Below are 26,805 nucleotides of genomic sequence, written 5' to 3' on the forward strand. Positions count from 1 at the left end.
CTCTCGCCTCCGAGGCCGGCGATCCGGTCGCCCTCGACGGCCAGGCGGCCGCCCTCGACGACGCCGCCGGGCAGGACCAGCCGGGCGCCGGCCAGGGACATGCGGTCCGCTGTCACGCGGTCACCTCCGGCGCTGCGCCAGGCAGCCGTAGAACTGAGTGAAGTTGCTTGTTTCATAGCCATGATAGTCAGATTCGAGCGGACGACCAGACCTGCGACCTGCTCGCCGGAATCAGCCCGACCCGGCGCCACCCAGGGGTTTGGCTCCCGACCGGGCTAGAATCGCGTCATGCTCAAAGCTGATCGCGCTACCCGGATCCTCTCGCACGTCACCGAAGCGGGGAGCGCCGATGTGCACGCGCTCGCCGAACTCCTGGACGTCTCGACCGCGACCGTGCGCCGCGATCTCCAGGAGCTCCACGAGCAGGGGCTGCTGCACCGCACCCGGGGCGGCGCGGTGACCGGCTCGGTCAACCTCGAACTGCCGCTGCGCCACCGCGGCGAGAAGCAGCGGGAGGAGAAGCGCCGGATCGCCCTGGCGGCGGCCGAACTCGTGCCGGAGGGGGCGGTGGTGGGCCTCAGCGGCGGCACCACCACCAGCGAGCTCGCCCGGGTGCTCGCCGAGCGCAGCGGCATCACCGTCGTGACCAACGCGGTGAACATCGCCGCCGACCTGATCGTCCGCCCCGAGGTGCGTCTCGTGGTGATCGGCGGCATCGCCCGCACGGCCAGCTACGAACTGGTCGGCCCGGCCGCCGACCGGATGCTCTCGCAGTACCACCTGGACATCTCCTTCATCGGGGTCGACGGCCTGACGGCGCAGGAGGGCTGCACCACGCACGACGAGATGGAGGCCCAGACCGACCGGGCGTTCCTGCGCAGCAGCGCGCGCTCGGTCGTGCTGGCCGACAGCACCAAGGTCGGCAAGGTCACCTTCGCCCGGATCTGCCCGCTCTCCGACGTCCACGACCTGGTGACGGACGACGGCCTGACGGACGCGCAGCAGCGGGCCGTCACCGGCTGCGGCGTCCGGGTCCTGCGGGCCTGACCGCCGACGGGCCCGGGGGTGGCCTGATCCACCGACCACGCCCCGGGCCCGGTTCAGGCCTTGACGCCGCCCGCCGTCAGGTCGGTGCGCCAGAACCGCTGCAGCAGCAGGAAGGCCACGACCAGCGGGACGACCGAGACCAGCGAGCCCGTGACGACCAGGTTGTACGGGGTGTGGTCCCGCAGGCCGTTCCAGTAGTAGAGGCCGAGGTTGACCGGCCAGAGCTTCTGGTCGGAGAGCGTGACCAGCGGCAGGAAGAAGTTGTTCCAGATGGTGGTGAACTGGAACAGGAAGATGGTCACCAGCGCCGGCGAGAAGATCCGCAGGACCACCGTGAAGAAGATCCGGAACTCCCCCGCGCCGTCCATCCGGGCGGCCTCCAGGATCTCGTCCGGGACGGACGCGGCGGCGTAGATCCGGCTGAGGTAGACGCCGAACGGGCTGACCATGCTGGGCAGCAGGACCGCCCAGACGGTGTTGACCAGCTGGGCCTTGGACAGCAGCAGGTAGACCGGCAGGGCGAGGAGCGGCGCGGGGACGAGCACCGCGGCGAGGATCGTGTTGAACACCGCCTCGCGGCCCCGGAACCGGTACTTGGTGAGCGCGTAGCCGGCCATCGCCGCGAGCAGGGTGGCGGCCGCGGCGCCGACGCCCGCGTACAGCACGGTGTTGAGGAGCCAGCGGAAGTAGAGCCCGTTGTTGGCGGTGGCCAGGTCGTGCAGGTTGTCGCCGAGGTGGAGGGTGGAGAACCAGAAGCCGCCGCTGCCGAACAGGTCGCTGCTGCTCTTGGTGGAGGCCACCAGCAGCCACCAGGCGGGCAGCAGGAAGTAGGCGGAGAGCACGAACAGGACGGCCGTGCCGAGGACGTTGGGGCGCGGCCGGCGGCCGGGGGCGCCCAGTGGGGCGGGCCCGGCGGGGCGGCGGCGCGCCGGGCCGGCGGTCTCGGGGCGGCGGAGGTCGGCGGTGCTCATGCGGTCACCCGGTTTCCGGTGATGCGCACCGAGAGGCGCAGGAAGGTGAAGGACAGGACGCAGGTGGCCAGGGCCAGCAGGACGGCGATGGCCGCCGCCTTGCCGTAGTCGTTGGTGCCGAACGCCGCGTTGTACGCCGCCATGTTGGGCGTGTAGTCGGCGGAGACGGTCGAGGCCAGCGAGTGCAGGACCATCGGCTCGGTGAAGAGCTGGAGGGTGCCGATGATGGAGAAGATCCCGGTCAGCACCAGGGCGGGGGCCACCAGCGGGATCTTGATGTGCCAGGCGGTCCGCCAGGGGCCGGCGCCGTCGAGGTCGGCGGCCTCGTAGAGCTCGCTGGGGATGGCCTGCAGGGCGGAGAGGATGACCAGCATGTTGTAGCCGGTCCAGGTCCAGGTGACGATGTTGGCCATCGACCACAGGACGGTGCCGGAGGAGAGGAAGTCGGCGTCGATGCCGATGTCCCTCAGTCCGGCGACGAGCGGGCTGGTACCGGGCAGGTAGAGGAACGCCCAGAGGATGGTGGCCACGACACCCGGGATCGCGTACGGCAGGAAGTAGGCGAGCCGGAAGAACTTCCGCAGCCGGGTGCCCTTGGCGTCGATCAGCAGGGCGAGGCCGAGGGCCAGTCCGAGCATCACCGGGACCTGGACCACGCCGAAGAGCAGCACCCGGCCGACGCCCGCGAGGAACGAGCCGTCGCCCAGGGCCGCCGTGTAGTTGTCGAGCCCCGCGAAGACCGTTCTGGCCGGGCCGAAGCCGAGGCCGGAGCGCTCCACGCGGTACAGGCTCTGCCAGAGCGCGTACCCGATGGGCAGCAGGAACAGGACGGTGAACAGCAGGCCGAAGGGGGCCAGGAAGCCGAGGGCCGCGCGGTTGCGGGACGGCTTCCGTCGTGCGGTGGCGGCCTTCGGGGCGGTGCGGCCCGGCGCCGCCGGGGTTGCTGCGCTCATCTGGGGTTCTCTCTCGTGCGGGCGGTGGTCGGTCCCTCGGGCGCGTCGGGGGTGTCGGACGCGCCCGGGCCGGCGGACCGCGCGGGGTCCGCCGGCGAGCCGGTCAGCCGGCGGTGACCGTCAGCCCCTTGGACTTCATCGCGTCGACGGTCTTGTTCTGCACCGTGCCCAGCGCCGCCGTCAGGTCGCCGTGGGCGGCGACGGCCGCGCCGAAGGCGTCGGTGAGGTCGCTGGAGGTCTGGGTCATGGTCGGGCCCCAGCTCCACTTGGGGGCCTGCACCGTCGCCTGCTTGAAGACGTCGAAGATCGGCTGGTTGCCGAAGTAGGCGCTCGGCTTCGCCAGCGCCGGCACCGACGTGCCGCCGGTGGAGGCGGGGTAGATGCCGGCCTTGTCCACGAGGGTGCCGACGGCGGCGGCGTCGGTGCTCATCCAGTTGGCGAAGCGCAGCGCGGCGGCGGTGTTCTTGCAGCCCTTGACCACCGCGGTGGACGAACCGCCGTCGTTGCCGACCAACTTGGCACCGTCCTGCCACTGCGGCATCGGGGCGACCGCCCACTTGCCGGACGCCTGCGCCGCGTTCTGTTCGAGGATGGAGGAGAACCAGACCGGGCCGGGGTAGGCGGCGAGCGTGCCGTCCTGGAGGTCCTTGTAGAGGTCGGGGCTGAAGCCCTGCTCGGACTTGACCTGGCCCTGATCGATCAGGCCCTGCCAGTACTTCGCGACCTTGGCGGTGGCCGGGTCGCCCGCGAGCGAGACCTTCCAGCCCTTGCTGTCGGTGCCGAACCAACTGCCGCCGGCCTGGGCGGACATGCCGGCGAACCACCACGGGTCGTCCGGGTTGAACACGCTCAGGTACCCGTTGGGGTTGGCGGCGTGCACCTTGGCGGCGTCTGCGGCGAACTCCTCCCAGGTGGCCTGCGGCTTCAGGCCGTACTGGGCGTACAGGTCGGTGCGGTAGTAGAGCGCCATCGGGCCCACGTCGACCGGGATGCCGTACACCTGGCCGCCGACCTTCACCGCGTTCCAGGCGCCGTCCCCGTACTGCGACTGGTACTGCCCGGCCTCGCCGCTGACGTCCTGGACGGCGCCCTCCACCACGAAGCTGGGCAGCGACTCGTAGCCGACCTGGGCCAGGCAGGGGGCGTTGCCGGCCTTGACGGCCGCGAAGATCTTGGCGTAGCCGCCCTTGCTGCCCGACACGATCTTCTCGAACTTGACCTTGGCGTCCGGGTGGGCCGCGTTGTACTGGGCCACCGCCTCCTCGTAGCCCGGCGCCCAGCCCCAGAACGTGACCTCGGCGGAGCCTTTGCCGCCCGAGGCGCCGTCACCGCCCGAGCCGCAGGCCGCGATGCCGGCGAGCAGCGGCAGCGTCGCGGCGGCGGCCAGCAGGCGGGTGCGGATTCGTGTCTTCGCCATGAGGATCTCGTCCTTTACGTGTACTGGCCCTCGGCCATCGCGGCGCGGCGTCGGGTGGACGGCGGCTGGCGCGAGCGGGTGCGGTGCGGTGAGGGTGCGGTGCGGTGCGGTGGGGGTGGGGTGCGGTGGGGGTCGGCAGGGTGCCCGGGTTCCGGAGGTTCCGGGGCCGGCCGGGAGTGCCGCCGCGCGTCGGCGGCTTCCTCACCGGACCGGGTCCGGCTCCGGGGCCGGATCCAGGGCCGGATCCAGGGCCGGGGCCGGATCCTGGTCCGGGCCCGGTCCGGGCGTCGGTGGCCGCGTGCCCATCGGACCACCCCCTGCTCTATGGTGCGCAGTTCGGATGAGTATTGCTCAATATCGAGCATCTTCCTAGGGCTTCGGAGCACGAAGCGGTCTCGGTTTCGACACGGCCCGTCGCGCGGACGGCCAGGCGGCGGGCCGGGTGCACGGGGTGTCAGCCCAGGTCGGGCCGGGCCACCAGGTGCACGGCGGGTTCGCCGGACCGGTCGAGTTCGAGGACGGTGATCTCGTTCGTCCCGCTGCGCAGAACCGGCCAGGGCAGGTAGAGCGTGCACTGCGGTCCGCGGTCCCAGTAGCGGCCCAGCAGGAAGCCGTTGACCCAGACGTAGCCCTTGCCCCAGCCCGGCAGCGCCAGGTAGCCGTCAGCGGGCTCCCCGACCTCGAAGGTGCCGCGGTGGAAGGCCGCGCCGGGGCCGCCGGCCGGGGCGCCGGCCGCGTCCCACGGGAGCCGGTCCGGCGTCCCGTCGGCCAGCGGCATCGGGTCGGCCGTCCACCCGTGCAGGTACTGCTGGGTGTGCAGGGCCCCGGCGATCCCCTTGCGATCGCCGATCCCGGCGCCGTAGTTGACCCGGCCCATCGACTCCACCAGCAGCTCCAGCCGGGCACCCGCGCCGGGCACCGGGACGAGCAGGGGCTCGTGCTCGACGTCGCGTTCCAGGGTGGCGAGGTGGGTGCCGTCGACGCGGACGTGGGCCCGGTCGGCGAGCCCCTCGACGGTCAGCGGGTACGCCGTGCGCGGGCCGGGGATGGTGGTCCGGTAGCGGACGAGGCCGTGCGCGAGGCCGAGTTCCTCGAAGGAGAGCGGGACGGCGGAGCGGACCTCGCCGGTGGACAGGTGGTCCACCACGTCCGCCAGCGGCAGGGCCCGGTCGAGCTCCACCCGGCACGCCGGCAGCGTGGCCGGGAGCTCCTCGGGCTCCGGCACCGGGCCGTCCGCGTACGCCGCCAGGACCTCGCGGAAGGCCCGGAACTTGGCCGTGGGGGCGCCTCGTTCGTCCAGCGGGGCGTCGTAGTCGTAGGAGGTGACGGTCGGCTGGTAGCCCCGGCCGGTACGCGGGTCCGCGGTGTTGGCGCCCGCCCAGGTGCCGAAGTTGGTGCCGCCGTGGGCCATGTAGAGGTTGACGGAGGCCCCGGCCGCCAGGATCTCGCGCAGGGCGGCGGCGGCGTCCTCGGCCGGGCGGGTGGTGTGCGGCTCCCCCCAGTGGTCGAACCAGCCGTTCCAGAACTCCATGCACATCGGCGGGTCCTGGGGGCGGTGGCGGCGCAGCTCGGCGAAGGCCTCGGTGGCGCGGCTGCCGAAGTTGACGGTGGCGAGGTGGCCGGGGAGGGCGCCGCCGGTGAGGAAGAAGTCCTCCGGCCCGTCGGAGGTGCAGAGCGGGACGTCGATGCCGCGGGCGCGCAGACCGTCGGCGAGGTGGGCGAGGTAGGCCCGGTCGGTGCCGTAGGAGCCGTACTCGTTCTCGATCTGGACCATCAGGACGTTTCCGCCGCGCGTGGTCTGGTGCGCCGCCAGGATCGGGATCAGCGTGTCGTACCAGCGGTCGACGTGGGCCAGGAACCGCGGGTCGCTGGTGCGCAGCGGCAGGCCGCGGCCCGCCGTGCCCGGTTCGGCCAGGAGCCACCAGGGCAGGCCGCCGTTCTCCCATTCGGCGCAGATGTAGGGGCTCGGGCGGACGATCGCGTGCAGTCCGGCGTCCGCGGCGGCCCGCAGGAAGGCCTCCAGGTCGGCGATGCCGGTGAAGTCGTACACGCCGGGGCGGGGCTCGTGCAGGTTCCAGGGGACGTACGTCTCCACGGTGTTGAGGCCCATCGCCCGCAGCATCCTCAGGTGGCGCGGCCACTGCCCGGGCAGGCTGCGGAAGTAGTGCAGGGCGCCGGAGAGCAGGCGCAGGGGGCGCCCGTCGAGCGTGAACCCGGTCCGGTCGATCTGGAGCATGAGCGGTCCTCGTGGGGGTGGTTCGGGGGACGGGGTCGGCCGGGGCGCGGTCATCCGGCGGTCCCCGCGACGACGGGCAGGAGCCGGCCGACGGCCTCGGTGATCGCCCCGCGGCCCGCGGCCAGGTACGCGCGGGGGTCGACGCCCCGCTCGTCCGCCGCCAGGTGGGACCGGACGGCGGTCGTCATGGCGATGCTCAGGGCGGTGCCGATGTTGACCTTGGCTATGCCGCCGTGGACGGCGCGGCGCAGTTCGTCGTCGGGGACTCCGGAGGAGCCGTGCAGGACGAGCGGGACGTCGAGGGCCGCGTGCAGGGTGGCGAGCAGGTCGTGGTCGAGCCTGGCGTCGCGGGAGGTCATCGCGTGGGAGCTGCCGACGGCGACGGCGAGGGCGTCCACGCCGGTCTCCTCGACGAAGCGCCGCGCCTCTGCGGGGTCGGTGCGGGCTCCCGGTGCGTGGGCGTCCAGCGGCCCCCGGCCGTCCTTGCCGCCGACCTCGCCGAGTTCGGCCTCCAGCCAGAGCCCGGCGCCGTGCGCCCAGACGGCGGCCTCGCGGGTGGCGGCGACGTTCTCCGCGTAGGGCAGGTGCGCGGCGTCGTACATCACCGAGCTGAACCCGCATTCGGCGGCCTGGCGGAGCAGGACGCCGGTCTTCACGTGGTCCAGGTGCAGCGCCACCGGGACGGTGCTGGGCTCGGCGCAGCGCACGGCGGCCGCGGCGAGCGGGGCCAGCCGCCCGCCGTGGAAGCGCACCGCGTTCTCGCTCACCTGGAGGATCACCGCGGTGCCGGCGGTCTCGGCGGCGGAGACGACGGCCTCGACGTGCTCCAGGGTGATGACGTTGAAGGCGGCGACGGCGCCGTGCCGGGCCGCGGCCCGGGCGACGAGGCCGCCGGTGGCTGCCAGGGGCATGAACTCTCCTGTCGGGTGGGGCTGTTCAGTCGGAAGGGGCTGAGCCGGCGGGGGGCGTGGCCGGGGTGACCCGGACCAGCGGGAGGTGGCCGTCGTAGGCCTGCTGGTCGAATCGGCCGGCGTACGGGGCCTGGACGGCGGCGGCCGACAGGGCCACCGCGCGGGCCAGCGCCGCCGGCCACGGCGTGCCGTCGGCGAGGGCCTCGGCCAGCGCGGCGACCGCCGCGTCCCCCGCGCCGGTCGGGTTCCCCCGCACGTCGGTCTCCGGGGGCAGGCGGGCCCGCCAGCTGCCGTCCGGGGTGACGGCGAGGAGCCCGTCGGGGCCGAGCGAGGCGACCACCGCCCGGGCGCCGGCGTCGACGAGGGCGTGTGCCGCGCGGAGCGGGTCGGCGATGCCGGTGGCGCGGCGCAGTTCGACCGCGTTCGGTTTGACGGCCGTGGGCCCGGCCGCCAGTGCCCCGGTGAGCGCGGCGCCGTCGGCGTCCAGGACGACCGGCACGCCCTGCGCGTGGGCGAGGCGGACCAGGTCCGCGTAGGCGTCGCCCGGCAGGCCCGGCGGCAGGCTCCCGGACAGCACCAGGGCCCGGGCGGTGGGGAGCAGGCCGCGCACGGCGGTACGCAGGGCCGTCCAGTCCTCGGCGGAGAGCTCCGGTCCGGGCTCGTTCAGCACGGTGGCGTCGACGGCGTCGACCACGGCGACGGTGCGCCGGGTCGACGTGCCGGCGGCGAGCGGGACGCCCAGGCAGGCGATGCCGGCCCGGTCGAGGTCGGCCCGCAGCGCCGCGCCGGTGGGCCCGCCGAGCGGCAGGACGGCGGTGGTGCGCCGCCCGAGACCGTGCAGCACCCGGGCCACGTTCACGCCCTTGCCGCCGGCCTGTTCGTGGACGGAGGCCACCCGGTGGCTGGTGTGCGGGCGCAGCGCCGGCACGCCGTAGGTGATGTCCAGGGCGGGGTTCGGGGTCACGGTGACGATCACGGCGCCGGGCTCCCTTCCGGGGCCGCGCGGCCGGCCGCGGCGTCCAGGGCGCGCAGTCCGGCGCCCAGGCAGCCGGCCTGGTCGCCGAGCGCGGCGGGCACCAGGCGCGGCGCGACCTGGATCCGGGCGCGGGCGGCCAGCGCGGCGGCCAGCGGGGCGAGCAGCAGGTCGCCGGACTCGGCGAGGCCCCCGCCCAGGACGACCAGCGGCGGGTCCAGCACCAGGACGGCCGTCAGCAGGGCGTCGGCCAGGGCGTCGACCGCCTCCTGCCAGACGGCGCCGGCCGCCCCGTCCCCCTCGGCGGCCAGCCGCGCCACCTCCGGTGCGAGGGCCGGCCGGCCGGTGGCCTCGGTGTAGCGCCGCGCCACGGCGGCCGCCGAGGCGTAGGTCTCGGCGCAGCCCCGGGCCCCGCAGGCGCACGGTTCCCCGCCCGGGCGCACCACGAGGTGGCCGATCTCCCCGGCCCGGTGGTGCGCGCCGGGCAGGGCGCGGCCGCCGGTCATCACGGCGGCGGCGATGCTCGTGCCGACCGGGACGAACAGGAAGCGCTCCTCGCCGCGCCCGGCTCCGAGCCGGGCCTCGGCCACGCCGCCGGCGCGCACGTCGTGGGTGACGGCCACGGGCAGGCCGGTGCGCTCGGCGACGAGTTCCCGGAAGGGGACGTCCCGCCAGCCGATCGTGGCGGAGTAGACGCCCGTCCCCGTGGCCTCGTCGACGATGCCGGGAACGGCGAGGCCGACGGCGTCGACCTCCGCGCCCTGCCGCCCGGCCTCCCGCCGCACGTCCGCGACCAGGTCGACGATGGTGGCCACGACGGCCTCCGGGCCCCGTTCGCGCCCGGTGGCGCGCCGTACCTGGTACCGGACGGCCGCCTCCCGGTCGAGCAGGGCGGCCTTGATGCCAGTGCCACCGACGTCCACGGCGACGACCAGGCGCTGCCCGGTCATGGGCTGGCATCGGTCGGTCATGGGCTGGCGCCGGTCGGGCACGGGCTGACGCCGGCCGGTCGTGAGCCGGGGCTGATCGGTCGTGAGCCGAGGCTGGTCGGTCATGAGTCGGCGAGCACCACGGACCGGGTCAGGTTGCGCGGCTGGTCCGGGTCCAGGCCCTTCGCGGCGGCCAGCGCGGCGGCCAGCCGGTGGACGCGCACCAGTTCGGCGAGCGGGTCGAGCCGGCCCTCGATCCAGCGGGCGCCGGTGCCCCGGACCTGCTCGGCCAGGCCCACCGGTGCGGCGCCCAGCATCCAGGTGGCGGTGGACGGCGCGGCGATGCTGATCGGGCCGTGCCGGTACTCCATCGCCGGGTACGCCTCGCTCCAGGCGAGCGCGGCCTCGCGCAGTTTGAGGCCGGCCTCGTTCGCCAGCCCGACCGTCCAGCCGGTGCCGAGGAAGGTGAACTGGGTGCAGTCCACCAGGCCTTCGGGCAGCGGCTCCGCCAGGGCCGCCCGGCCGTCGGCCTCCACCGCCTCGGTGTGCAGGCCCAGGTGGGCCCGCAGCAGGGTGAGCGCCGTGGTGGCGAACCTGGTCTGCACCACGGACCGCTCGTCGGCGAAGTCCAGCACGGCGATGTCGTCGGCGGCGGTCATCACGGGCGTCCGCGGGTCGGCGGTGACGGCCGCGGTGCGGACCTTTCCGCGCACCCGCTCCAGCAGGGCCAGGACCTCGGTCGTGGTGCCGGAGCGGGTCAGCGCGATCACGCGGTCGTACGAGCGCACGCCCGGGAACTCGGAGGCGGCGAAGGCGTCCGTGACGCCCTGTCCGCTCGACTCCCGCATGGCGGCGTACGCCTGACCCATGAACAGTGACGTCCCGCAACCGATCACCGCGACCCGTTCACCGGCCTCCGGCAGCGCCGTGCACTCCGCCGCCGCGACTTCCGCCGCTCGGCGCCAGCAGTCCGGCTGGCTGGCGATCTCGGCCTCGACATGGGTCGCCATCGGCCACCTCCACGTGATAGTTGCTGATACCTGCTTCTTTCTGGCCAGATTCAAGCATCTTCAAGCACTCCATGGAACCCGTCTGCGCAATTTGTTGCTCAGAGGTGTTGACAGTTGCGCGCAGGAGGGCCGGATACTGCATGCCATCGTCGGCCTCGGCGGTCGCGCCCCCAACGACGACCGGCGGGCCCGAGAAGCACCGCCCACCCCGCCCCGACGGTGCAGCACCGAAGGAGACCTCGTGTCCGCCCCACCCCGCAGAGCACTCGCCGCCGTCCTCGCCCCCGCCCTCCTCGCGCTGAGCGCGGGCCTCGCCCCGTCCGCGTCGGCCGCCCCCGAACCGTCGGCCGCCCCGGCCGGCGGCCCGTCGACCGCCCCGTACACCGTGAGCGTCGGCAAGCCGGTCGGCTACGGCCACCCCACCGACACCCCCGCCGTCCCGTACACCGACAAGGACGGCACCTTCTACTTCCAGCAGTCCGCCGCGCTCTACGGCGCGAACGACCCGCGGTACTGGGACTTCTTCACCGGCACGGACTTCGACTCCGCCACCCGGTCGAGCGCGCTCAGCAACGCCGTCAACCCCGCCAACCCCAAGGACCGCAACAACGACACCACCTGGCGCTGCAACAACAGCCCCACCGGCCTCACCTCGACCTCCGCGCCCGCCGGGTCGGGCTACGCCCAGAAGAACTACTGCGACCTCTCCGGCATCTGGGTCGACCCGGACACCGGCGACTGGTACGGGCTGGTGCACAACGAGTTCACCCCGCAACCCTTCGGCGACGGACTCCACTTCGACGCCATCGACTACGCCGTCTCCAGCGACCAGGGCCGGACGTGGACCATCAAGGACCACGCCATCACCTCGCCCTACAGCACCCGGCGGGGCGACACCGCGGCCTTCCCGAACCAGACCTTCGACTACGGGGACGGCGACCAGCGCCTCTTCGTCGACACCGCCTCGGGCTACTTCTACGTCTTCTACGGCTCGCGGATCGTCGACAAGGGCGGCAGCTGGAAGGCCTTCCACGAACACGTCGCCCGGGCCCCGATCGCCGCCAAGATGGCACCCGACTCGTGGCAGAAGTGGTACGACGGCGCGTGGTCGCAGCCCGGCACCGGCGGCCGGGAGAGCAACCTGGTGCCCGCCGACTCCGCCCACCCCACCGGCTACACCCCGGTCGCCGACGAGTACGACCCGGCGAACACCGGCACCGTGGCCCAGCAGGTCGCGGCCGGCACGATGCCCCCCACCTCACCGCTGTTCGTCATGGACATCACCTACAACGCCTACCTCGGGCTCTACATCGCCGAGCCGCAGGCCGTCGACCAGAGTGGTTCGGCGCCCCAGCAGTACTACGCCACCGCCGACCTCGCCAGCCAGAAGTGGGTGCCGATCGGCGACACCGGCGGCTACCACACCGCGTCCTGGTACCGCTGGTTCCTCGACAGCGCCAACCGCACCAACAGCACCGTCGTCGGCAAGACCTTCCGCTCGTACTGCGCCTTCGGCTGCTCCAACGGCGCGTCCGGCGAGTACGTGGACGTGACGATCAACGGCTCCGCGCCCGCCGCTCCCCCCGTCGACCCCGGCAGGACCTACCGGATCGGCAACGCCGACGGCCGGGTCCTCGCCCAGGTCGCCGGCGGCCCGGCCACCACCTCGCTGGCCGCCGGCACCGGCTCCGCCCTGGAGTCCTGGAGCTTCGCCACCAACGGCGACGGCTCCTACCGGATCACCAACGCCGCCACCGGCCGCCTGCTCGGCGTCGACTCCACCGCCACCGCCGGCCGCGCCTGGGGCGCCCGCCCCACCGCCACCGCCGCCGGCCCGGGCGGGCCCACCGTCGGCCAGCAGTGGTTCGTCATCCCCGGGAAGTCCGCCGACGGAACCGCCACCGGCACGTTCAAGCTCGTCAACCGCTACAGCGGACTCGTCCTCGGCCTCTCCTCCACCGACAGCCGGTCCACCGAGACCACCCCGACCCGCAGTTGGGCCGACACCACCGGCAACCCCGTCGGCGGCACCCGCGGCCCCGGCGAGCAGACCCTCACCCTGACCGCCACCGGCACCGCGCCCAACCCCCCGCTGGACGGCACCCACACCCTGACCGCCGCCGGCAAGGCCCTCGACGACCCCGGCCACTCCACCGCCCAGGGCACCCAGCTGGTCACCTGGGCCCCCAACGGCGGCCCGAACCAGACCTGGGTGCTCACCCGGCAGGCGGACGGCAGCTACCAGATCGCCAACGGCGAGTCGCACCTGTGCATGGACGTCGACGGCGGCTCCACCTCCGCCGGCGCCAAGGTGATCCAGTGGGCCTGCACCGGCGGCGGCAACCAGCGCTGGCAGCTCACCCCGGCCGCCGGCGGCTACCGGATCACCTCCCAGAAGAGCGGTCTGCTCCTCACCACCGCCTCCACCGCCGACGGCGCCCGGACCACCCAGCAGCCCGACACCGGATCCCCCCTCCAGCTCTGGGCCGTCGACTGACCATCCAGCAGTATCCAACCTCCCTTCCCCCTAGGTCAGTTGGCGAGAATCTGCCAGTGCGGAAGCGGGCCCGTTGACCTCCGGTCCGCCGGGCGTTTGGCTCTCCCCAGCCAGTTGCGCGGGCGGTGCCACCCACCAGGGTGGCACCGCCCGCGCCGTCGTCACTCACCAAGGGGAGGACCCCACCTCATGACCACCACACACCCCCGGCGCGGGCTGCTGCGCGGCGGCTGCGCCCTGCTCGCCGCCGTACTGGCCGGCCTCGCCGCACCGGCCGCCGAAGCGCATCCGCGCACGGGCGGGATCGTCCGGGTGAGCGTCGGCCTCGACGGCGCCCAGCCGGACGGCGCGTCCGCCGCCCTGGGGCTGAGCGCCGACGGCCGCTACGCGCTGTTCTCCTCGGACGCGACCAACCTGGTGCCCGGCGACACCAACGGGGTGACGGACGTCTTCGTCCGGGACCTGCGCAGCGGCCGCACCCAACGCGTCAGCGTCGGTGCGGACGGCGCCCAGCTCGACGCCCCCACCACCCAGGCCTCGATCAGCGGCGACGGCCGCTTCGTCGCGTTCAGCACCAAGGCCACCAACGTGCTGCCCGGCCACCGGGCCAACAGCGGCGGGGAGGTCTACCTCCGCGACCTCCGGGACGGCGTCACCGAGCTGATCACCGCCGGCGACCCGGCCGCCACCGGCCAGGACGGCCGCATCTCCCGTGACGCGGTGGCCAGTTGGGACGGCCGCTTCGTGGCCTTCTCCTCCTCCCGGACCGACCTCGCGCCGGTCGGCGCCTTCACCAAGGAGAACATCTACGTCACCGACCGCCGGGAGGGCACCACCCGCCTGGTCACCCTCGGGGTGAACGGCAAACCGGGCAACGGCGACTCCTACCTGCCCTCGATCAGCGCCGACGGCCGCGTCATCGGTTTCAAGTCCCGCGCGTACAACCTGCTCCCGGCTCCCACCCAGGCCTCCGCAACCCCCGCAGCCCCCGGGGACCACACGGACCACGACTCCCCCGCGATCCTCGGGCACGCCTCCTACCCCTTCTACGTGTTCGACCAGCACACCGGGGTGATCAGCGGCGCGAGCACCGACCCCGCCGGCCAACTCGCCGACACCGGCCTGGACGCCACCCTCAGCCCCGACGGGCAGTACGCCGTCTACACCCTCGACGCGCCCGGCGGGCCGATCCTCAACCGCCACCAGGAGCTCTACACCCGCGACCTGCGCACCGGCACCGTGACGAGGGTGACCACCCCGCTGCCCGGCACCACCACGGTCGGCTCCGCCGGCCGCGGCACCATGTCCTACGACGACCGCTGGGTCTACTTCGTCTCCGACGCCGGCAACCTCGTCCCCGGCGTCGACGGCGGGCGGCAGAACGTGTTCCGCCGCGACCTCGCCACCGGAGCCGTCGAACTCGCCGGCGCGGCCGAGGACGGCACGGCGAGCACCGGCACCTCGGACAACCCGTACACCGACGCCTCCGGCAGCGCCGTGCTGTTCACCTCCGAGGACGGCACCCTCGTCCCCGGCGACACCAACCACGTCTCGGACGTCTTCCTCCGCCGGCTCCTCACGCACTGACGCCGGACGGGCTGTTACGGGTGCTGACCAGGCGGGTTCCGGAATCCGCCGGTGAAGGGCCGGATCACCGGTCATCCCGGCCGCGAAAAGCATGATCCGGCGGGGAGGAACAATGGCAACACCCGTAACAGCGTTCGGGCGAGAACCGTGCCGCCCGGCGTCGCCAGCACATAATCACCACATACTTACCCCGAATTGTACGACCACTGTCAAGGCATCAAGGTGCGCCAGGCCGCAGTGACTTCAGGACACTGTCCAGGATTTGGTTTTCAACAACCCTCGGGCGACGGATGCTTGTACGTACAGTCTCCGTTCTTTTGGCGCTGCCGTGTCATCCGCAGGCCAGTCCACGGAGTTTGCAGCAGGACGTGCTGCTCCCGGCGACGACTCGTGAGGTCGATCGTGACAATCAGAAAAGCCTCAGGAAGTCGATAGCCGTATCTGTGGAGACGGCACCCAATCCAACCGTCCAAGGAATAGTCCGAGACGGAACGAGGGTAAAAGTGAAGGCCCTTCTCTACCACTTCCACGGAATCGATGACTTCGATTTCTCGACCATCTCGCCCGAGGACCTCCCCGAGGTCCAGAAGGCTGCGGAATCCCGTGAGTACGGAATTCTGCCGACCGTCTACCTGCGGCGGGAGAATCTCCCCCGCCTGGTGGAGGTCCTCCAGGAGTACCACCGGCTCGAACAGGCGAACGCGGTTCCCAACATCGCCGGTTTCGCGATCGAGGGCCCGCTGCTGGGGCCGCAGGGAGGGATACCCCGGGCCGGACGGTGGTTCCCGTCGGCGAAGGAATGGGACGTCATCGCGTCCCTCGGCCCGCTCGGCCTGCGCTACATCGTGATGGCGCCCGACGCCATGGCCCTGGACGAGCGCATCGACGCCGGCCCCACCTTCGCCGACCTGCTCACCAGCTTCTACGAGCAGGGGCTCCGGATCGCCGTGGGGCACTTCCACCGGGAGGCGCCCGAGCGCAGTGCCGTCCGACTGCGGGAAGTGCTCGAATTCCTGCACAGCCGCTACGACTCCTCCCCGTACCTGGTCCTGACCGACCATCTGTACAACGACACCCCGCGGAACTTCACGCATTCCTGGCGCACGCCGCAGGAGCGGGTCAACCGCGAAGTCGAACTGCGGCGGGTGCTCGATCCCGACTGGGACAAGACCGACCTCCGGGAACTGCTCGGCCCTGTTCCGGCCGAAATGCTGCGCTCCGCACGCGAGTCCCTCCTGTACCCGTGCATCAACTTCGACGGGTACCACGTCGACCTCGAAATCTGCCGGCGCACCGTCGAATACCTGGGCGTGGACCGCCTTATCGCGCTGACCGACCACACCGAGGTCGCCACGATGGCCCAGGAGCCGCTGTCCCGGAGTGACCACAATCCGCTGTGGCTGCGCGACGACGGGGCCGTGGCCGCGGGGTCGAGCGGTTATGAGCAGCAGCGGCAGAACATTCTCTCCATCGGATTCGACGACACGGCGGTTCACCGCATGTTCGTCGACAACCCCGTGACGGCCGTCGGATACCGCATCAAGAAGGGCGCCGCGTAAGGGCCCGGAGGGCCGAGAATCGGAAAGACATCGGAAGAGGAACTCACGGCCACTCGGGCGTCGCGCCCCGGCCACTTCCCCGACCGTGTCGTGCGGGCCGGGGACACGGCCGCCGCCACCGCGGCACCCGTGTCCCCGGCAGCCGGCGGCCCGCGCACCCTCCAGGACGACGCCCGGCTGCGGCGTGGCTCTGCGGATCCGCCGGCGTGATGCAGCGGCGTGATCCGGCGGATCCGGATGTGAACCACATTGGCGAACCACGAGAGGGGACCAAGGCATGAGCAAGGTTGTCGTCACGGGTGGCGGCGGGTTCATCGGCTCGCACATCGTCGACCGGTTGTGCGCCCAGGGACACCGCGTCCTGGTGGTGGACGACTTCTCCACCGGCGATCGGGCCAATCTCGCCGAGAGCGAGGCCCGTTGGCCCGAGCTGAGCATTCTCACGGCCGACGTGGTCGACGAGTCCACCGCGGCCGCGGTGGAGGACTTCGCGCCCGAGGTGCTGCTGCTGCTGGCCGCGCAGTTCAGCGTGAAGGTGTCGATGCGCGATCCCCTGCTGGACGCCCAGGTCAACGTCATCGGCCTGGTCCGGATGCTCGAGGCGGCGCGGCGCAGCCGCAGCCGCAAGGTCGTGTTCGCCTCCAGCGGCGGGACGATCTACGGGCCCGCCGGTGAGGACGGGGTGCCCATCAAGGAGTCCGCAGGCCGGGTGCCCAGTTCCTTCTACGGGCTGACCAAGTCCGTCGCCGTCGACTACCTGCGCCTCTACCACGAGACCTACGGCCTGGACTACGTCGCGCTCGCCCTCGGCAACGTCTTCGGCCCCCGCCAGACCCCGTTCGGTGAGGCGGGAGTCGTCTCCATCTTCGCGCAGCGCATGCTCTCCGGGCAGACCTGCGTCATCAACGGGGACGGCCTGCAGACCCGCGACTACGTGCATGTGAGCGACGTGGCCGATGCGTTCGTGCGGGCCGTGGACCAGGGCCACGGTCTGATCAACATCGGTAAGGGCCAGGAGAGTTCGGTCCTGGACATCCATCAGGCGGTCGAGAAGCGGACCGGCCGTTCGCTGCCGCCCCGCTTCGGGCCGCCGCTGGCGGGAGAAGTGCGCAGGGGGTGCCTGGATCCCTCCCGCGCCCAGGCCCAGTTGGGCTGGACCGCCGGGACGACGCTGGAGGACGGGGTCGACTCCGTCGTGTCCTGGCTGACCGCACGCCCCCTCCAGAAGACGGACTCCGCCGAGGCGGGGCAGACCGGATGAGGCTGGCGGGGATGATCCTGGCAGCCGGGCGCGGCAGCCGGATGGGAGCACTCACCGCCCGGACGCCCAAGCCGCTCCTGCCCCTGGCGGGCAAGCCGCTGCTGGGGCACCTGCTCGACCGGTGCGCCGAGACCGACGTCACGGACGTCTACCTCAATCTGCACTACCAGGCCGAACAGGTCCTCCGCTTCCTCGACGGCACCACGGCGAAGGTGCCCGTCCACGCCCGGACCGAGCCCCGCCTCACCGGGCCCGCCGGGGCGCTGCGCCTGTTCCACGAGGAACTGGCCGCCTTCGACGCCGTGCTCGTCACGTCCTGCGACGTCATCATGGGCGAGCCGCTCCAACGGCTCGTCGACGCGCACACCCGCGGCGGCTACGCCCTGACGTTCGCCTGTACGCGGATCCGGCAGGCCCGCCGCTACGGCGTGCTGGACATCGACCCCGATGGCCGGATCCGCGGCGCCCGGGAGAAGCCGGACGTCCCCGACGACGAGACGCACTGGATCAGCGCCGGGGTCTACTGCCTGGACCCCCGCATCATCGCGCACGTCCCCGAGGACGTCGTCTACGACTACGCCAGGGAGCTCGCCCCCGCGCTGATGGCCGCCGGCGAACGCGTGGGGGCGCACCGGCTCACCGGCTACTGGCGGGACGTGGGCACCCCCGACTCGCTGCGCGAGGCCGGCGAGGACGCCGGCCGTGGGCTCATTCCCTGGCTCACCGAAAGGGCGGACCGATGAAAGTCCTGATGTTGACCTCCAGTTACGAGCCCCTGCACGGCGGGGCCGAGACCTATGCGCGGCTGCTGTGCGAAGGGCTCGTGGCCGACGGCCACGAGGTCGTCATCGCGACCGACGGGTCATGGCTGGACGACCTGCCCGGGGAGCGCGCGGAGGACGCGGGGCGGGTCGTGCGGCTGCGCGACTTCGCGGACCGCGTGGACGCGCGGGACAAGGTGAGATGGCGGCAGATGCAGTACTCCGTCCTCGACGAACTGGGGGCCGTGCTCCAGGGCGAGAGCTTCGACGTCGTCCACGCCAACAGCCATGAGGCGCTGATCCTCGCGAGCATCGTGGCGCTCGAATCGGACGCCGCGCTGGTGTGCTCGTTGCACGAGCAGAGCCCCGACCTGGAGCGGTTCGGCCGTGGCCGGTGCCTGCTGTCGTACCGGACCCTGCCCGTCGACATGCACTTCGTCCCCAGCCGCTTCTTCGCCGAGCGCGCCGCCCGCTTCGGCGCCCCCGCCGACCGCATCAGGCTCGTCCACAACGGCGTTCCCGACGCGCCGCCGGACCACGTGGCCCGGAACCTGCGCTCCGCACTGCGCGCCGAACTCGGCGTCGCCCCCGAGCAGCGGCTGGTCGTCCTCCCGGGCCGGATGTCCGCCCGCAAGGCGCAGCTCGACCTGGCCTCGGCACTGCCCCTGGTCGCGGCGGAGCTGCCCGGGGTGCGGGTGCTCCTGTCGGGGAGGGTCTCGGACTACGCGTACGAGAAGAGCGTGTGGAGCCGGCTCGAACGCGGCGGTGTGGCGGAACTGGTCACCCTCCGCCAGGACTTCGGGGCCGAGACGATGCCCGCCGTCTACGCCGCGGCGGATCTGGTGGTCCAGCCCTCCCTGGCGGAGGGGCTTCCGTTCAGCGTGGTCGAGGCGATGCGCGCCGGCAAGCCCGTCGTCGGCACCCGCGTCATCGGCATCAGCGACGTCATCACCGACGGCGTCGACGGCCTGCTCGTGCCGGCGGCCGACCCGCCCGCACTGGCCGACGGGATGCTGCGGGTGCTCACCGACGAGGCGCTGGCCGCCGAGCTGGCGGCCAACGCGTACACCACGGCGGAACGGGAGTTCAGCAGCCGCAGGATGGTCGCGGACACCCTGGACGGCTACCGGGCGGCCCTGGCGCGTCGCCGGCGGTCGGCGTCCGCGGCCCCGGTCTCGTGAAGGGGTGACCGTGTCCGACTACGCGCGACTGGTCAAGGCCTACGACATCCGCGGGGAAGTCCCCACCGAACTCGACGGTGAGGTCGCGGAACGCGTCGGCGGCCTCTTCGTACGCTTCACCAACGCCCCGCAGGTGGTGGTGGCCAGGGACATGCGCCCGTCCTCGGCCATGTTGGTGCGGGCGTTCGGCGACGGCGCCCGCCGGGCCGGTGCCGACGTCATCGACGCCGGGCTCGGCTCCACCGACTACCTCTACTACGCCAGTGGATCGCTCGGACTTCCCGGCGCCATGATCACCGCCAGCCACAACCCCGCGAAGGACAACGGCATCAAGCTGTGCCTGAGCGGCGCGGCCCCCCTGGGGGAGAACACGGGCCTCGGCCGGATCCGCGACTGGCTCGTGGCGGGGGAACGCGCCGCACCCGCCGCGGACCCCGGCACCCGTACGGAAAGGCCGCTCCTCAAGGAGTACGCGGCCCACCTGCGGCAGCTCGTCGACCTCACCGGGATCCGGCCCCTCAAGGTCGTCGCCGACGCGGGCAACGGCATGGCCGGCCTGACCGCCCCGGAGGTCTTCGCGGGCCTGCCCGTCGACCTCGTCCCGCTCTACTTCGAGCTCGACGGCACGTTCCCCCACCACGAGGCCAACCCCATCGACCCCAGGAACCTCGTCGACCTCCAGGCCGAAGTCCGCCGGCAGGGGGCCGACATCGGACTCGCCTTCGACGGTGACGCCGACCGCTGCTTCTTCGTCGACGAAGGCGGTCGGCCGGTCTCACCGTCCGCCGTCATCAGCCTGATCGCGGGCCGGGAGCTGGCACGGCACCCCGGCTCGGCCGTCGTGTACAACCTGATCACCGCGGAGGCCACGGTGCGGAGCATCCGCCGCCACGGCGGACGCCCGTTCCGGTCCCGCGTGGGGCACTCCCACGTCAAGGCGCTCATGGCGCAGCACGACGCGGTGTTCGGCGGAGAGCACTCCGGGCACTACTTCTTCAGGGACTTCTGGCGTGCCGACAGCGGCATGCTCGCCGCGCTCCACGTGTTGGCCGCCCTCGGTGGACAGGACCGGCCGCTGTCCGCCGTGATCGCCGCGCACAGCCGGTTCGCGCTGTCCGGTGAACTCAACTGCGTCGTCGCCGACGTCGCGGCCACGATCCGGGAGGTGGAGGAGCGCTACCGGCACCGGGCCGGGGTGACCACGGACCGGCTCGACGGTCTGACGGTCGGCCTGCCGGGCGGAATTCGGTTCAACCTGCGCCCCTCGAACACCGAACCGGTCCTTCGGGTCAACGTGGAGGCGCACGACCAGGAGACCATGGAGCACCTCCGGGACGAGGTCCTCGCGTTGATCCGACCGTAAGACGTTTCTGACGATGGGTCAGGCGGCGCTCGGGTTGCGGCCGGTCGGCCGGTGACGCCGGTAGTCTGCTCTCGGCTCGCGAAGCGGGTGATCGCCTCGGCTCGGCGTCCGGGGTCGGTCATCGGCGTGGGCGGCGGATTCCCGGCGACCCGATCGGCCCCGGCCCACCCCCGCCTACGGCACTTCGAAGAAGGGCATCCCATGGGCTTGGCCCCGTCCTACGACCATGTCGACGGCGGCGCGGGGGTGTCGCCATGACGGCGCCCGTCCCCCCGGGCGCCGCACGGCTGCTGACCGTGGGCGTCGCCTCCGTCGGAGGGCTGCTGTTCGGCTACGGAATCGGGGTGATCGCCGGAGTCCTGCGGCTGGTCGCCCCCACCTTCGCCCTGTCGCCGTGGCAGCAGGGGGCGGTGGTGTCGGCCGCCCTCCTCGGCGCGGCGCTCACCGCCCTCACCAGCGGGCGGCTGGCGGACAGGTTCGGGCGCCGGCCGGTCATCGGCGCCGCCGCGGCCGTGTACGCCCTCGGGACGGCGGCTTCGGCGGCGGCCTCGGGCCCCACCACGCTCCTCACCGGGCGGTTCCTCGTCGGACTCGCCCTGGGGGCCGTCTCGTTCGCGGTCCCGCTGTACATCTCCGAGATCTCTCCGCCCGCCCGGCGCGGCGCGCTCGTCACACTGAACCAACTCATGATCACGATCGGGCTCCTGCTGTCCTACGTGGTGGCCTATCTCCTGGAACCCGCGGGGGCCTGGCGCTGGATGCTCGCCCTCGGGCTCCTGCCCGCGTGCGTACTGCTGGCCGGCATGTGCCTGGTGCCCGAGTCGCCGGACTGGCTGCACTCCAGGGGAGACACCGCCCGGGCGGTGAGCGCCGCCCGGCGCCTGTCTCCGCCCGACCCGGGCGGCGCAGCCGTCCGCCCCGGTGGCCGCCCCGCGACGGCGACCGCCGCACGGCCCACCGCCGGCCCCGCGACCGCGACCGTCGCACGGCCGACCGCCGCCCCCGCCGCGACCCTCCGGCAGGCCTGCGCGCTGGCCGGTCCCCGCTGGGTCGCACTGGGACTGGCGATCGCCGTCCTGGTCCATCTGACCGGTCTGAACACCGCGATCTACTACGTGCCGACCATCCTGGGCGGAAGCGGCATGACCGCCGCCGCAGGCATCCGGGGAGCCGTCCTGGTCGGACTGTGCAACGTGGCCGCCACCGTCGTCACCATCGCCCTGCTCGACCGGGTCGGCCGCCGGAAGACGATGATCGGAGGACTGCTGGTCATGGCGGTCGCGGCCGTCGGCATCGCGGTGGCGCAGCCGCTCGGGCACACGGGGGCGCCGACCGCAGCGCTGCTGTGCGTCTTCATCATGGCGGGAGCGGTGGGCCCCGCCGCCGTCTTCTGGGTCTACATCGCCGAGATCTACCCGGCGGGTGCCCGCGGAGTCCTGATGAGTCTGGCCACCGCGGCCCACTGGGGAACCGACTTCGTCGTGGCGACCACGTTCCTCCCCCTCGTGCAGGAGCTGTCGCTCGGCGGGGCGTTCGGTGTGTACGCGGCGATCAGCGCGGCGTCCGCCCTGGCCCTGGCCCGCTGGATGCCCGAGACCCGGGGCCGATTGCTGCTGTGAAACGGGACCGGGCGCGAGGCTCCCGCGCTCGCGCCCGGGCTGGGCTTCGCCCGCCGCCACCTGACGATGCGCCAGAATTGCCGTCAGCCGAGCAATCAGCCGCGCGTCCCCGAAGGTAGGCATCATGACCCGCTACAGCGTCGACCCGAACCGGCACGAGCTCATCGCCACCTGGGGAACCGGCGAAGGCGACCTCGCCACCCGGATCACCGCCCTCCCCGCCGACGCGGCCGGCGCCACGCTCCTGCGTCTGGCCGGCGCGCTGACCCGCCTGTCGGAGGCGGCCTGGCGCACCTACACCCACCCCGCCAGCGCCGCCGGCTCCCTCGAACCCGATACCGAAGGCTGGCGCCGCGAACAGGAACGCGACACCTTCAGCGAGGTCGCCGAAGCCGTGGCCGCGCCGAACCTGCCCCACGGCGGCCTGCTCACCGTCTCCTACAGCCCCCTGCTGGAATCCGCCCACCAGGCCGGCCGCGCCCTGCACGCCCTCGACCAACCCGAGTTGACGAAGGCCGTCCTCGCCGAGACCGTCAGCGAACTCACCGCCGTCGAGAGCGCCGAACTCGGCAACCTCACCGGCCGCGCCCAGCAGGCCGTCCTGCTCAGCCGCGAGGACGCCTCCCCCGTCCAGGTCGCCGCCGCCGACCACCTGCTGGAGCAGAACCCCTTCGGCTCCCTCGCCCTCTTCTCCGACGTCGACCCGACCGCCGCCGCCGTCGCGGCCGCGCACTGGCTCGCCGCCGCGGCCGAGGTCGCCGCCGACGCCTCCGGCCACGACGCCACCGCCGTCCTGCTCGAAGCCGACAGCATCGAGGACCTCCCGCACCAGACCCCCACCCTCGTCCTCGAACTCCTCGACGCCGGACACACCCCCCACGACGCCGTCACCGGCCTCGTCCGCCACGCCCTCCACATCGCCGACGGCCTCCTCCCCGACCCCGCCGGTCTGCGCGAACAACTCGAAGACCTCGACGGGGCCCTCGACGACTACCCCGACGACTACGCCGACGACGAGGAGAGCGACCCGGAGGACACCGGCCTGCGCCTCACCCCCCTCGACCCCAGGCGCCCCGCCCGCGACCTCCTCGAAGACCTCCTCGCCGGCATCCACGGCTGCTGGGTCCTCCACACCGAGTTCGACGACCTCGACGAGGAGCACCTCGGCACCGACGACGCGGACCCGGCCACCGCGGACCCGGACGACGCGCACCTGGACGACGAACGAGCCGAGCAGCACCGGCACCGGAGCCGCGAGAACTTCGCCCGCCTCGTCCGCGAAACCGCCGCCCGCCACCGCGACCGGCTCCTCTGACCGCAGCCGTCCTGTCGCGTCGAGCCGGTCCGTGGATCTTGCCCTGAGCATCGGGAGGGCGCGGGCCGGGGAGGCGGCAGGCGCCGGACCGGCGGCTCGCCCGGCCGCCGCCGACCGCCGGAACTGCTCCGTGCCGTCCGGACGGCCCAGCACCGCTCGTGGTCCGGGCGTGCAGAACAAAGCATGGAGAGCACGAACCGGGCGGCCGCGGGCTTGCACGTACCCACCGACGGCCGAGCGGATGACGGGACGACCGGAGGGTTGTGCGTGATGCGTACGCTGTACACCAGCCAGGGCGGCGGCCCCCGGCTGCCGCGACGAGTGGCCGCCCTGGCCGCGGCGGCAGGAGCGGCCGTCCTCCTCGTGGCGTCGTGCTCGTCCGGGAGCTCGTCCGGGCCCGCGACGCCGACGAACGCGGCGGGGGCGACGCTGTCGCAGGCACCCAACCCGTCGAGCTTCTCCGGGGAGCCGCCCTCCGCCTTCGCCTCCGCGCTGGAGTCGGCCTCGGCCTCGGTAGCCGCGCGCTCGGCCTCGGCGGCGGCCGCCGCCTCGGCGTTCGAGGCCTCGGCGGACGCGCAGGCGGCGCAGAACCGGGCGAAGGCGACCGAGGTGCTCAAGACCGTGGAGGGCCCCGGCAACGCCACCTCCGACGTCACCCTGACCGGCGTGCCGCGATCCACCACCGGCGGCCTCCACGCCGCCGTCGTGACCATCGTCAACAGCACCCGCGAGGCCGCGTCCTACGCGGTCCAGGTGGACTTCACCGATGCGTCGGGCCACGCCGTCGACTCGGCGATCGTCGGCGCCGAGAACCTGGCCCCGGGCGGGAAGGCCAGTCCGATCGCCTTCAGCCGCCAGCCGGCCGACCTGGCCCTGGTCCCGGTCGTGGTGAAGGCCCAGCGCTACTGAGCCCGGCGCCACCGAGCACACCCCGACCCGGGCGACGCCCGACGTCCCGCCGGCTTCCCGTGCACCGGTGCACGGGAAGCCGGCGGGACGTCAGCGGGTGATCAACAGCTGATCAACGGCGCTGGAGCGACTTCACGTTGTCGCCGAAGCTCCAGCCCTTCGAGCCGTCCCAGTTGAGCGACCACGTCATGAGCCCCTTCAGCGAACCGCCGAACGCGTTCCACGACTGGCCGACCAGGCCCGGGTCCATGTAGCCGCCGCCCGCGCCGGGCTGGGCCGGCAGGCCGGGCACCTGCTTGTCGTAGGGCACCTTGATGGTGGTGCCCTGGATGGTCAGGCCGTTGTTCAGGCAGGTGGTCTGCGCGGTGAAGCCCTGCACGGTGCCGGCCTGGTACGAGTCGCCGGAGCAGCCGTACATGCTGCCGTTGTAGTACTGCATGTTCAGCCACCACAGTTGCCCGTTGTCGGCGTACTTCTTGATGATCGGCAGGTAGGCGCCCCAGATCGAACCGTAGGTCACGCTCCCGCCGGTCACGTACGCGGTCTCGGGGGCCATCGTCAGGCCGAAACCCGCGGGCATCTGGGCCAGCACGCCGTCGATGATGCGCATCAGGTTGGCCTGGGAGGCGGACAGCGTGCCGATGCTGCCGCTTCCGGACAGGCCGGTCTCGATGTCGATGTCGATCCCGTCGAAGTTGTACTTCTTGAGGATCGGGACGACGGTCGCCACGAACCGGTCGGCGACGGTGCTGGAGCTCAGGTCGATGCCTGCGGCGGCACCGCCGATCGACATCAGGATCGTCGCCCCGGCCGCCTTGGCCTGGCACATCTCGGCGGGGGTCGAGACCTTGACGTTGGTGTCCATGCCGTCCTGCCACTGGACGGTGCCGTCCGAGAGGATCACCGGGAAGGCGGCGTTGATGACGTTGTAGCCGTGCGCGGCGATCCGGCTGTCCGTGATGGGGACCCAGCCCATGCCGGGGTGGACGCCGTTCGAGGCGCCGTCCCAGTTCTCCCAGTACCCCTGGAGGACCTTGCCCGACGGCTTGGGCTTCATCGGGCAGGTATCACCCGGCGCCGGGGTCGTGGGCGGCGGGGTGGTCGGCGGAGGAGTCGTGGGCGGCGGGGTGGTCGGCGGCGGGGTCGTCGGAGGCGGGGTGGTCGGCGGAGGAGTCGTGGGCGGCGGGGTCGTCGGAGGCGTGGGGCTGCTGCCGCCGGGGCCGGTGAGCGACACGTCGTCCGCGTAGTACGCGGGCTGCCCGTACCAGCCGTGCAGGTAGACGGTCACCGAGGTGGTGTTCGGCCCGGTGGTGAAGCCGACGCTGAGCTGGCTGTACGACGCGCTGCTCGGCGTCCAGGTGGACGGGTCGCTGCCCGCGCCGGTGCCGGTGGCGCCCAGGTAGACGTAGCTGCCCTGGACGTAGGCGCTCAGCGTGTACTGGGAGTTGGGCTGCACGCTGACGGTCTGGCTGCACTGGGCGCTGTCCGGGCCGGTCGGCGTGGCCTTGAGCGCGGCGGCGCCGGAGTGGACCGGACTGCTGACGACCTCGCCGGAACCGCCGGAGCAGGTCCATCCGGAGAGGCCGCTCTCGAAGCCGGGGTTGGCCACCAGGTTGGGGGTGGCGGCCCCGGCCGTGACGGAGCCGGCCACGGCGATGCCGGCACCGATGACGGCGACGGCGCTCACCCCGGCGAGGGAGCGCAGCATGGCGCTCGGCCCGTGCTGGGCACCGCTGGTCCGGTTCACCCGCGCTGCGCGTTCCACGCGCGCCCGCGGCTGCGGGCGAGCGGCCCGGAGCGGCTCGCTCCCGGCCCGGTCGGCTTCGGGGCGGCCGGGATCCGGACAGGGGCGGACCTCGCCCGACAGGCGTGGAGTACGCGACCTTCGACGGAACATGCTGCGTTCCCTTCCCGCCGAGCGCCATGGACATGACCGACGCGTGGGGGCGCGACGCCCGGCTGTGGGTGAGGTGGGGACATGTGGGGCTGTGCCGGACCGGATCGTAGGAGGGGCGGCGCAGCTCGTCAATAGGTCTGGACCAATTGCGGGGCGCGGCCCGGCCGACCGCAGCAGAGGCCGAGGTCACGCCGCACGGCCCCGCCCGCCTCACCGGGCAGGGGCCCGGGCGCGGCCGACGGGCCGTCCGGAGCGGACGGCCCGTCGGTTCGCTACAAGTGATCAACGCGCGGTCGGCGGCGGCCCGCATTCACCTCAGCTGCATTTCGGCCAACTGTGCGAAAGGTCTGTTCGCAACCACGGCACCCCCCTAGAGTGGCGGCCATCCTCCACAAGTGGCCTTTTCTTC

At 72.9% G+C, this 26,805-nt stretch carries 19 protein-coding genes and 2 pseudogenes; 11 read left to right on the plus strand and 10 right to left on the minus strand.

Going from position 1 to position 26,805, the window contains the following annotated elements:
• The first annotated feature begins 288 nt into the window (after nt 1-288).
• A complete protein-coding gene (locus tag ACIQVZ_RS18170) occupies nt 289-1,047 on the plus strand; it encodes a DeoR/GlpR family DNA-binding transcription regulator (RefSeq protein WP_350886235.1) in 759 nt (252 codons plus the stop codon).
• A gap of 53 nt (nt 1,048-1,100) precedes the next feature.
• On the opposite strand, the gene ACIQVZ_RS18175 is transcribed toward ACIQVZ_RS18170, so the two are convergent.
• The 8 genes from ACIQVZ_RS18175 to ACIQVZ_RS18210 all read right to left on the minus strand — a co-directional run bounded on the left by ACIQVZ_RS18175 (nt 1,101) and on the right by ACIQVZ_RS18210 (nt 10,447).
• Nucleotides 1,101-2,018, minus strand: coding sequence for a carbohydrate ABC transporter permease (locus ACIQVZ_RS18175; protein WP_350886237.1), 918 nt, complete (start codon nt 2,016-2,018; stop codon nt 1,101-1,103).
• Nucleotides 2,015-2,971: a carbohydrate ABC transporter permease gene (locus tag ACIQVZ_RS18180; protein WP_402451042.1), complete on the minus strand. Its 957-nt coding sequence runs from the start codon at nt 2,969-2,971 to the stop codon at nt 2,015-2,017. The genes ACIQVZ_RS18175 and ACIQVZ_RS18180 overlap by 4 nt, the downstream gene beginning before the upstream one ends.
• Before the next feature lie 103 nt (nt 2,972-3,074).
• Entirely contained in the window at nt 3,075-4,388 is a 1,314-nt protein-coding gene (locus ACIQVZ_RS18185) for an extracellular solute-binding protein (protein WP_402451045.1), read from the minus strand.
• A gap of 454 nt (nt 4,389-4,842) precedes the next feature.
• Nucleotides 4,843-6,624, minus strand: a complete 1,782-nt coding sequence (locus ACIQVZ_RS18190) for a beta-galactosidase family protein (protein ID WP_402451047.1) — start codon at nt 6,622-6,624, stop codon at nt 4,843-4,845.
• Between the two features lie 50 nt (nt 6,625-6,674).
• Nucleotides 6,675-7,535: a ketose-bisphosphate aldolase gene (locus ACIQVZ_RS18195; protein ID WP_402451049.1), complete on the minus strand. Its 861-nt coding sequence runs from the start codon at nt 7,533-7,535 to the stop codon at nt 6,675-6,677.
• A 25-nt stretch (nt 7,536-7,560) separates the two neighbouring features.
• Nucleotides 7,561-8,511, minus strand: a complete 951-nt coding sequence (locus tag ACIQVZ_RS18200) for a 1-phosphofructokinase family hexose kinase (protein WP_402451051.1) — start codon at nt 8,509-8,511, stop codon at nt 7,561-7,563.
• Nucleotides 8,508-9,458: an ROK family protein gene (locus tag ACIQVZ_RS18205; RefSeq protein ID WP_402451053.1), complete on the minus strand. Its 951-nt coding sequence runs from the start codon at nt 9,456-9,458 to the stop codon at nt 8,508-8,510. The genes ACIQVZ_RS18200 and ACIQVZ_RS18205 overlap by 4 nt, the downstream gene beginning before the upstream one ends.
• A 101-nt stretch (nt 9,459-9,559) precedes the next feature.
• Nucleotides 9,560-10,447, minus strand: coding sequence for an SIS domain-containing protein (locus ACIQVZ_RS18210; protein WP_063345963.1), 888 nt, complete (start codon nt 10,445-10,447; stop codon nt 9,560-9,562).
• Nucleotides 10,448-10,688: 241 nt separating this feature from the next.
• Between ACIQVZ_RS18210 and ACIQVZ_RS18215 the strand changes: the two genes are divergently transcribed.
• The 10 genes from ACIQVZ_RS18215 to ACIQVZ_RS18260 all read left to right on the plus strand — a co-directional run bounded on the left by ACIQVZ_RS18215 (nt 10,689) and on the right by ACIQVZ_RS18260 (nt 24,499).
• On the plus strand, nt 10,689-12,944 hold the full coding sequence (locus ACIQVZ_RS18215) for an RICIN domain-containing protein (RefSeq protein ID WP_402451054.1): 2,256 nt from the start codon (nt 10,689-10,691) through the stop codon (nt 12,942-12,944).
• 189 nt (nt 12,945-13,133) lie between these two features.
• Nucleotides 13,134-14,531 (plus strand): hypothetical protein, encoded by a 1,398-nt coding sequence (locus ACIQVZ_RS18220; RefSeq protein WP_402451056.1) that lies wholly within the window; start codon nt 13,134-13,136, stop codon nt 14,529-14,531.
• 356 nt (nt 14,532-14,887) lie between these two features.
• Nucleotides 14,888-16,090 (plus strand): hypothetical protein, encoded by a 1,203-nt coding sequence (locus ACIQVZ_RS18225; RefSeq protein WP_350886253.1) that lies wholly within the window; start codon nt 14,888-14,890, stop codon nt 16,088-16,090.
• A 277-nt stretch (nt 16,091-16,367) separates the two neighbouring features.
• On the plus strand, nt 16,368-17,351 hold the full coding sequence (locus tag ACIQVZ_RS18230) for an NAD-dependent epimerase/dehydratase family protein (RefSeq protein WP_402451057.1): 984 nt from the start codon (nt 16,368-16,370) through the stop codon (nt 17,349-17,351).
• Nucleotides 17,352-17,362: 11 nt separating this feature from the next.
• On the plus strand, nt 17,363-18,094 hold the full coding sequence (locus tag ACIQVZ_RS18235) for an NDP-sugar synthase (protein ID WP_402451060.1): 732 nt from the start codon (nt 17,363-17,365) through the stop codon (nt 18,092-18,094).
• 8 nt (nt 18,095-18,102) lie between these two features.
• On the plus strand, nt 18,103-19,293 hold the full coding sequence (locus ACIQVZ_RS18240; RefSeq protein WP_402451062.1) for a glycosyltransferase family 4 protein: 1,191 nt from the start codon (nt 18,103-18,105) through the stop codon (nt 19,291-19,293).
• 10 nt (nt 19,294-19,303) lie between these two features.
• Nucleotides 19,304-20,656 (plus strand): phosphomannomutase/phosphoglucomutase, encoded by a 1,353-nt coding sequence (locus ACIQVZ_RS18245; RefSeq protein ID WP_350886306.1) that lies wholly within the window; start codon nt 19,304-19,306, stop codon nt 20,654-20,656.
• Between the two features lie 254 nt (nt 20,657-20,910).
• Entirely contained in the window at nt 20,911-22,275 is a 1,365-nt protein-coding gene (locus ACIQVZ_RS18250) for a sugar porter family MFS transporter (protein WP_402451064.1), read from the plus strand.
• A 124-nt stretch (nt 22,276-22,399) separates the two neighbouring features.
• Nucleotides 22,400-23,590 carry a hypothetical protein gene (locus ACIQVZ_RS18255; protein WP_402451066.1) on the plus strand — a complete coding sequence of 397 codons (1,191 nt, stop codon included), beginning with the start codon at nt 22,400-22,402 and terminating at the stop codon, nt 23,588-23,590.
• Between the two features lie 270 nt (nt 23,591-23,860).
• Complete coding sequence (locus ACIQVZ_RS18260) at nt 23,861-24,499, plus strand: hypothetical protein (RefSeq protein ID WP_350886265.1); 639 nt, start codon at nt 23,861-23,863, stop codon at nt 24,497-24,499.
• Nucleotides 24,500-24,611: 112 nt separating this feature from the next.
• On the opposite strand, the pseudogene ACIQVZ_RS18265 reads toward ACIQVZ_RS18260, so the two are convergent.
• Together ACIQVZ_RS18265 and ACIQVZ_RS18270 are read right to left on the minus strand one after the other, a co-directional pair.
• Nucleotides 24,612-25,577: pseudogene (locus tag ACIQVZ_RS18265) on the minus strand (chitinase); the annotation flags it as partial.
• Between the two features lie 198 nt (nt 25,578-25,775).
• A pseudogene (locus ACIQVZ_RS18270) lies at nt 25,776-26,396 on the minus strand (carbohydrate binding domain-containing protein); the annotation flags it as partial.
• Nucleotides 26,397-26,805: the final 409 nt, after the last annotated feature.

The sequence above is a fragment of the Kitasatospora sp. NPDC098663 genome (genome assembly GCF_044760075.1).
Taxonomy (GTDB): Bacteria; Actinomycetota; Actinomycetes; order Streptomycetales; family Streptomycetaceae; genus Kitasatospora.